General features: G+C 35.9%; 3 protein-coding genes, 2 tRNA genes and 1 pseudogene. All 6 read right to left on the bottom strand.

Features of this window, described 5'->3' with window-relative positions; all coding sequences use genetic code 11:
• Positions 1 to 72 precede the first annotated feature (72 nt).
• Positions 73 to 144, bottom strand: a tRNA-Thr gene (locus tag AFK68_RS13170).
• A 201-nt stretch (positions 145 to 345) separates the two neighbouring features.
• Positions 346 to 427: transfer RNA gene (locus tag AFK68_RS13165), tRNA-Tyr, on the bottom strand.
• 65 nt (positions 428 to 492) lie between these two features.
• Entirely contained in the window at positions 493 to 2,352 is a 1,860-nt protein-coding gene (locus AFK68_RS13160) for an ABC transporter ATP-binding protein (protein WP_094673207.1), read from the bottom strand.
• A 698-nt stretch (positions 2,353 to 3,050) separates the two neighbouring features.
• A complete protein-coding gene (locus AFK68_RS13155; RefSeq protein ID WP_094673206.1) occupies positions 3,051 to 3,494 on the bottom strand; it encodes an NUDIX hydrolase in 444 nt (147 codons plus the stop codon).
• Positions 3,495 to 3,626: 132 nt separating this feature from the next.
• A complete protein-coding gene (locus AFK68_RS45040) occupies positions 3,627 to 3,974 on the bottom strand; it encodes an OmpA family protein (RefSeq protein ID WP_168186448.1) in 348 nt (115 codons plus the stop codon).
• Between the two features lie 391 nt (positions 3,975 to 4,365).
• Positions 4,366 to 4,749, bottom strand: a pseudogene (locus tag AFK68_RS13140) (hypothetical protein); the annotation flags it as partial.
• Positions 4,750 to 5,629: the final 880 nt, after the last annotated feature.

The raw sequence follows: 5,629 nt of genomic DNA, 5'->3' as shown, positions 1-5,629 counted from the left end.
AAGTATTATATATGCAGATATTAAAATGATAAGATAATTAATAATAACTTTATTTCTTTACTTAATTCTGAAAGCCCGTGACGAGGATTGAACTCGTGACCTCACCCTTACCAAGGGTGTGCTCTACCACTGAGCCACACGGGCGTTTTTCTTTCAATCCTTTTAACTAGCTATCAGTTTTTCCTAAAGGAGTATTCCCAAAACATCATTTAGCTGTCAGATAAAAATTAAAAGCTTTAATTCCTACCACTATATATTGAAAAATTAGTAGTTGTTATTAATTTTCAACCAGCCATTTTAAAGATTAAGGAGCTGATAGCTGAGTGCTAGTTTAATTTGAGTGAGTGGGCCGAGCTGGATTTGAACCAGCGTAGGCGTAGCCAGTGGATTTACAGTCCACCCCCATTAACCACTCGGGCATCGACCCTTGCTACTCACATTTATATATACTAACACAAATAATTTTTATTGCAATAGTTTGGTGAAAAAAAATTATTTGCTACTCCTCAAGTCCAAGCCAACATGGTGTTTAACGGTTTCTTGCAATGAATGTAGTCGATGATAAATACCTTCTTGGCCTAGCAATTCCTCATGGCTACCCACTTCCACAATTCTACCTTGGTCAAGTACCACAATTTTATCGGCCTCCCTTACTGTACTGAGTCTATGAGCAATAATAATAGTGGTACGAGTCCCAAAAATATCCTGCATTGCTAACTGAATAGCTCGCTCACTTTCATAATCTAAACTAGAAGTTGCCTCATCAAAAATTAGTATATCTGGGTCTACTAACAAAGCTCTAGCTATTCCTATACGTTGTCGTTGACCGCCGGATAATCGCATCCCTCTTTCACCAACAACTGTATAGTAACCTTGAGGCATTTGTTGAATAAATTCATCAGCTTTAGCAATTTTACAAGCTTCTTTAACCTGTTCAAAAGTGGCTTCAGGATTACCGTAAGTTAGGTTGCTTAATAAAGTGCCATTGAATATATCTACCTCTTGATGAACAATTGCTAATCGACGTCGATAACCTGTAATATTAAGACTATTAATATCTTCTCCATCGATTAAAATTTTACCTTGATTTGGTGAAAAATATCTGAATATTAATTTGACTAAAGTAGATTTTCCTGAACCAGATTTTCCGACTAAAGCAATAGTTTTACAAGGCTTAATCAAGAGATTTATATCTTTTAAAACAGGCTTGTTAGGGTTGTAACCAAAGCTCAAGTTTTCAAATTCAAGTTTGCCTGTAAATTTGTAGTGATTAATATTTGTCGATTCTGTTGATTTTGCAGTTACTTCTGTTAAATTAGCAGCATCAGAACCTATGGGTAACTGCATAAATTCATGGAAACGAATCATTGAAGCATAGCGACGGACAAATTCTTCGGTTAATTGACTGATGGGAGTTATTTCTGCATAAGCCATGCTGGCTAAAGTGTATATAGTCACAAAATATCCTAGAGAAATTTCACCAGACAATGTTGTAAATAATGTCAAACCTAGAATGAAGAATAAGCAAAATTCAACAATACTTGTCTGATACATGGATAGCCAAACATAGCTTTTATGAATTCTACCTATAATAACTTTGAGGGCGCGGTCTATTCGAGTAGTTTGTCTTTGCAATTCTTGAGTTTCTGTTGCAAATGCTTTGACTGTTTTGATATTGGTAATAATTTCTGAGTTGTGACTTTCTGTGTTTTCTTCATATTGATCAAAAGCGATTTCCATTTTGGCAATATGTTGAAGGCTTTTGATAGTAAAAGTCAGGATAAAAATAAATGAACCAAGAAATAAAAGAGCAATTGGTGATTCTATTAAAAAGATGACAATAAAAATGCCGAATACCCGCACTAATTTGGGGATTAAAATACCAGCAATTTCTGGGTAAGTCCAGGTGTGATTTAAGACTCCTTTGGAAATACGGTTGGCGATACGTCCTGGATTATTTTCGTCGTAAAATTCTAGAGGTAGGGTGAGAATTTTTTGGACGGCTTTTTGGAAATGGTCTCGACGTGCTTTAAGCGGAACAAACCAATGATACCAGTGGCCGAGCCAAGCGAGAGTTGGACCTTTGGTGATGCTGACTAAAAATATTAGTCCTAATGGCACAGATAGGGATAATAGTTGATTATTTGGTAGTCCAGTTAAGTTGGCAATTGCCTCGATTAATTTTTCCATTGGCCAGTCTGTGGAACGTTCTGAGAGTACATTCAAAATCTGGCCGATGGCATAAGGAACTATGAGGTCTGTTAATTCTAGGGCGCTTGATGCTCCAATGGTGAAGATGGAAAGTGGCAAGTATGCCTGGTAGTATTTAATGATGTCCCTGAAAGTTGCCATAATTCTATTTCAATTTTAGAACCACAGCTATTTATATTAATACATAAATAATACTTTTGTAATATAAAAGTGAAAATTTCCTGATTTAGATTTTGGAATTGAAAACTAGATCGTTATAGTTAAGGAGTGGCGATCGCGAAAGTATAGCGCAAGTCAAAAGTCATGTATTCAAAAGTAATCTCTGACTGTATTTAGATTTTGGAATTGAAAACTAGATCGTTATAGTTAAGGANAGTATAGCGCAAGTCAAAAGTCATGTATTCAAAAGTAATCTCTGACTGTATTTAGATTTTGGAATTGAAAACTAGATCGTTATAGTTAAGGATTAGAGACGACGATACTATAACAGTATAGCGCAAGTCAAAAGTCATGTATTCAAAAGTAATCTCTGACTATATTTAGATTTTGGAATTGAAAACTAGATCGTTATAGTTAAGGGGTGGCGATAATGAAACTATAACTGGTTCTTTGAGCTATTAGCTACTATTTACCGTTGTTCAAATGAATTTGATATTCGGCAGATTTAATATCAAATCCGCTGGGCAACGGAAGTGATATAATTCTACCATCATAAAAGAGCGAAAACTCCTAGTTTATCGAGGGTTTGGAGACCAAACCCCTACGGTCTTGAATTATACGGATACTACCGGATTTGATCTCATATAAATTTTTTCCCTAAATAAATTTGAAAGTTAGAATTACATTGATAAAACCTGATTCAATATTTTTTTCTGTTCTTCAACAATATTATCTGGAATATAATCGAAAATTTTAATTTCTTCTCCTTCTTCATTCTCTGAAGGAAGGGGAGAATTTGCAGTACATAAAAATACTAATCCCACCGACCAACCAAAACCCCGTTGTTTAACTTCACTATAATATTCAGAATATCCTAATAACTGTTGTTTTGTAACTGTAATACTTAACTCTTCTTGTGCAATTCTCTGAATAGCATCTTCAATATATTCTTGATAAAAAACTGTACCTCCAGGAAGATGCCAAAGATTATTCCAAGCAGCATCTTTTCTAAGAGTTAATACCACACCTGTTTCAGTTTTCACAACTATTTCTACAACAAGTCTGGGAACTTGAGAATATAAAAATTTGAACTCTTCTGGAGAAAAAGGTTTTTTGCGAGCCATTTAATTTTATCTACCTGTATATTTCATATTATTTAAACAGACAAAAACTGGCATGAAACCTAAAATTTGGAATCTGCCAGCCTTAAAATAAGAGTCAACGATTAATATTAATTTTATCAGAAAATTACAAAGTTAATTAACAGGGGTCAAAATAATCACTGTACGCTGGTTTACATCAGCATAGGGATCTGTACCTGGGAGTGGTTGAGAATAACCAACTCCTTCACCAACAACCTCATGGGGTAAATTTTGCCCTTTTAAATATCTGACCACAGCGTCTGCTCGGTCTTGGGAAATTAGTTGATTTACCTGAGTATCACCAACTCTCGATGTATGACCTTCAACTTTAATAGTAACTTTATTAGGATCGTATTCCTTAATTTCTGAGATGAGACTATTTATAGTTTGCTCTGCTGGGGAAGATAATTCAAATTCATTGAGACCAAATTTGACTTGACCAAGAGTTTTTGCTTTAGTCAAAGATTTTCCTTGTGACTGAGATGTTTCCGCTATGTCTGTTGTAGCAATGGGAGTCTCAGGTTCGGGTTGTGATGTAGTAGTTGGTTGTAGAGTTTCAGCGTTAGTAGTAGTTTCTGTCGTATCAATAGTAGGTTCTTCGGTAGAGGTTGTTGTTTCTGTCGTATCAGTAGTAGGTTCTTCGGTAGAGGTTGTTGTTTCTGTCGTATCAGTAGTAGTTTCTTCGGTAGAGGTTGTTGTTTCTGTGTTTACCTCTGACTGTCGATCTGTCGTTGTCGCAATTGTAGTTGTATCAGTTTCTAGGGTTTCTGTCGTTGTAGTTGCAGAGTCTGCTTCAGTAGTAGTAGTTGTAGTTGTATCAGTTTCTAGGGTTTCTGTTACTTGAATTTCTTCNGGTTGTTGTTTCTGTCGTATCAGTAGTAGTTTCTTCGGTAGAGGTTGTTGTTTCTGTGTTTACCTCTGACTGTCGATCTGTCGTTGTCGCAATTGTAGTTGTATCAGTTTCTAGGGTTTCTGTCGTTGTAGTTGCAGAGTCTGCTTCAGTAGTAGTAGTTGTAGTTGTATCAGTTTCTAGGGTTTCTGTTACTTGAATTTCTTCTGTTTGAGAATCTACATTTTCCGAATCTACATTTTCGGTTAATTGAACATCAATAGTGGGGCGTTTAAAAGCGTTAGGACTAGCAAAAGCCCAAGCGGAAATAATCATAAAGCCCATACACCCTGCTAAAATTGTAGGACCTAAAACTTGTTGCTTATCTATTTTTTTTTCTGCACTCATATCTAAAATATCGCTCCAAACTAGATTGGTATTATTATTTTTATTGAACTAATCTGACGATCTAATGATCGAGGTTGATAGAATTTCCCAATTAAACCAAATTTTAGTAATGGTTATAATATTGAGATTCTTGCCCTTATTTATAACAGGATTTTATGAGAAAGGGTATATAGTGCTACGCGCAAGTCAAAAGTAGGGGGAAATGGCCATTTGCCTCTACAGAAGTCAGAAGTAATTCCTGGCTAAGTTTGAGTATTTATAAATGTCTGCGACCTATTTGCGTATTGCTATAGAAGCCATTTGGGATCTATTTAAAATTATAGATTGAGAGTAGGGGTAGGGACGTTGCATAAGGGCGTCCGTACGGGAGTGTGGGGAGATGGGGAGATGGGGTGTATTAAATATCTCCCACTCATCCCATCATCAAATCAATTATTACCCATTTTTTATCAATTAATTCTCCACCAAGACCTATTTTCTGGAGATACGCTTAGGGGTTCTATAAATAGTAATATCATGTCCGGATAAGAGTGTGATAAAAAAAACTTTCTCCTTCTTTTCCTGTTCTTCTTTCTTCCCTCCTGACTCCTGTACGGGCGATTTCCTAACGGAATGCTCCGCAAACGCGAATCGCCCCTACGACTCCTGACTCCTCCATGATTATTTATTTATCACTGTTCAACCAGACATGATATAACGTATTTTTCTGAAGTTCTTTATATTCGATTGAATTTTGCTTTGCTGAAATAGTCGAATGCTATACCGCTTCAGAGAAGTCACCCATGCAAAAGTCAAAAATCATCTATTAAGATTTTATATCAAATCCGCTTGCTTTGGAGTATTATAAGAAACCGGGTTTATGGGAGGTAGATGTTAGTAT

Source organism: Hydrocoleum sp. CS-953 (assembly GCF_002260545.1).
Classification (GTDB): domain Bacteria; phylum Cyanobacteriota; class Cyanobacteriia; order Cyanobacteriales; family Microcoleaceae; genus Trichodesmium.
Note: the sequence above shows the minus strand (reverse complement) of the source record. Positions and strands in the feature narration are given on the sequence as shown.